Consider the following 2,021-nt stretch of genomic DNA (forward strand, 5'->3'; position numbering starts at 1 on the left):
CTATTAGTGTGATTGACCAAGCAGATAGCGATGATTTTGCTACGATTGGAGTAGCAATACACCCTTTAGGAGATAGCTTTTCTCATCGACAAATGGGAGATGAGAAATTTACTTATGAGCAGGGGCTTGGGCATGCCAAGCACGGTACTGACCCAGACACTATACATTTAAGAAGAGAAAAGTATGAAGGTTATGTTGAAAGCTTGGCAACTATATTAGCTAAGAAGAGAGGCGTAGATATTACCGCCGAAGAACTTGGTGGTTTACAAAGTGATTTATGGTCTTTTGTAGAAAGTGCAAAAGTGCCTAAAGCTAACATAATAAGAGAGTATACATATAATGGTAGCTTTCAAGATATTCGTTATCCAATAGTTGGAACAGTTGATGATGAGTTAACGAATGAGAATACAATTAAAAATTTAAGAATGAAAGCAATTGATGAATATGCAAAAAGAAAAGGAATTACTACTGATGAAGTGAAAAAACAAATATTAAAACCTGAGGAGAATAGTTTTCCACTTCATGGTTTTTTTAGTAAAGGTAAAGGAGGGGAAGTCAGTGATATAATAGACTTGTTACAAACCCAGCCTACAGAAGATAATTTTATTCTAGATTACTGGAAGAAGAGGAAAGATGCTAAGCAAATATTTGAAAAACTTGATCCTGCAGTAGAAAAAGTTGCTTCTGAAGTAATAAAGCTTGGAATAGAAGACAAATGAAGTTGATTGGTGTGATTTCTCTGGTTAAAGTTTTTTGCGTGTGTTATGTGTTAGCAGGGTTTCAATATTCAATAATGATGGGGTATTATTTTTATGCTAATTTGGAAGAGTTTAATGATAAAATTGTCCGGGAGAAAATAAAAAAAGTGGTCTATGCTGGCTTGGAAAAAGATAAACTAACTATTTGTGTGAGTGATTATAATAATCAGATTTTTAGCATAAATGTATTTATGAGAGACTTTGTTTTTTCTGCTAATAAAGAAGGTGGTAGTAATGGATATATTAAGGTTGAAAGGAATGGAATATTAAGTGAATGTAATAAGAAGGGAAATGAAATAAAAGTTATTTTAGTTTCGTTAACTTATGGCTTGAATAGTAATGCTCTCAAAGATGCAAATACTCTCTCAGCAGACAATAAGGTAACAGTTTATGAGGTAACTGTAACTGAACCCGATATGAGTAGAGTAAAAAAGAGTAAAGATATTATAGTCGTATTCAGAGAAAGCATTAATAATAGGTTAGGATTTTTGGTTGACTTTGAAGGAAAAATAGTAAAAGGTGATAAGTCAAGAGTACTATATTTCCCATTAGCTATCGTCATAGATATTTTGACATATCCATACCAGCTTTACCTTTTAGTAAAAAGCGGCGGGTAAATAAAGGGGGAAAGAGGACACTCGCTTTTTGATGTTGGTCAAAAAACAGTCTGATGCAGCTGGCCTTGAGCTTACAGCAACTAGCCTAAATCAGCCTCACCACCCGTAATCGTATTGGCTAATAAGAAAGAGGACACTCGCTTTTTGATTTAGATCAAAAAGCTGCCTGAGTAGTAGTCTCCCCCCTCCGACGCTGCCAGCAACCACCGGTACAACCCCGCCACTTGGGTAATGGCTGGCGCTATGCTTATGATGCAGTGAATCGGCGGATTCTAGAAACCTTACCCCCCGATAGTGCCGGTGACCGGGCGCAAACCCGCTTTGCTTATGACAAGGTCGGTAACCTGACCTTAGAATAGAAAGAGGACACTCGCTTTTTGATTTTGATCAAAAAACAGCCGGCAGTGTGTGGTTATGATGGTGCTCAATATTTGATCAGTTGTGGGTAAGAGGTTTAAGGATGACACGGCCACGAAGTGAGTTAGTGAGTGTGCAGGATACGCCGTATTATCACTGTATTTGTCGCTGTGTCCGCCGTGCTTTTTTGTGTGGTGATGATCGGGTGATAGGTCAAAATTTTGATCACCGCAAAGCGTGGATGGTGGAAAGGCTGACTGAGCTAGTTAAAGTGTTTGCGATTGAAGAA

Annotated in this window: 2 protein-coding genes and 1 pseudogene; all 3 read left to right on the forward strand. The window is 37.7% G+C overall.

Going from position 1 to position 2,021, the window contains the following annotated elements:
* The coding region (locus KCG35_RS24895) for a hypothetical protein (protein ID WP_215822550.1) at window positions 1-719 on the forward strand (719 nt) is incomplete at its 5' end.
* A complete protein-coding gene (locus tag KCG35_RS24900; RefSeq protein WP_215822551.1) occupies window positions 716-1,375 on the forward strand; it encodes a hypothetical protein in 660 nt (219 codons plus the stop codon). The genes KCG35_RS24895 and KCG35_RS24900, both read left to right, overlap by 4 nt.
* A gap of 460 nt (window positions 1,376-1,835) precedes the next feature.
* Window positions 1,836-2,021: pseudogene (locus KCG35_RS24905) on the forward strand (transposase); the annotation flags it as partial.

It is taken from the genome of Zooshikella harenae (assembly GCF_018837975.1).
In the GTDB taxonomy this organism is placed as follows: domain Bacteria; phylum Pseudomonadota; class Gammaproteobacteria; order Pseudomonadales; family Zooshikellaceae; genus Zooshikella; species Zooshikella harenae.

Bases quoted from the DNA above. Each gene is read 5' to 3' on its own strand.
- KCG35_RS24900 (WP_215822551.1), top strand. From the start codon at position 716: ATGAAGTTGATTGGTGTGATTTCTCTGGTTAAAGTTTTTTGCGTGTGT.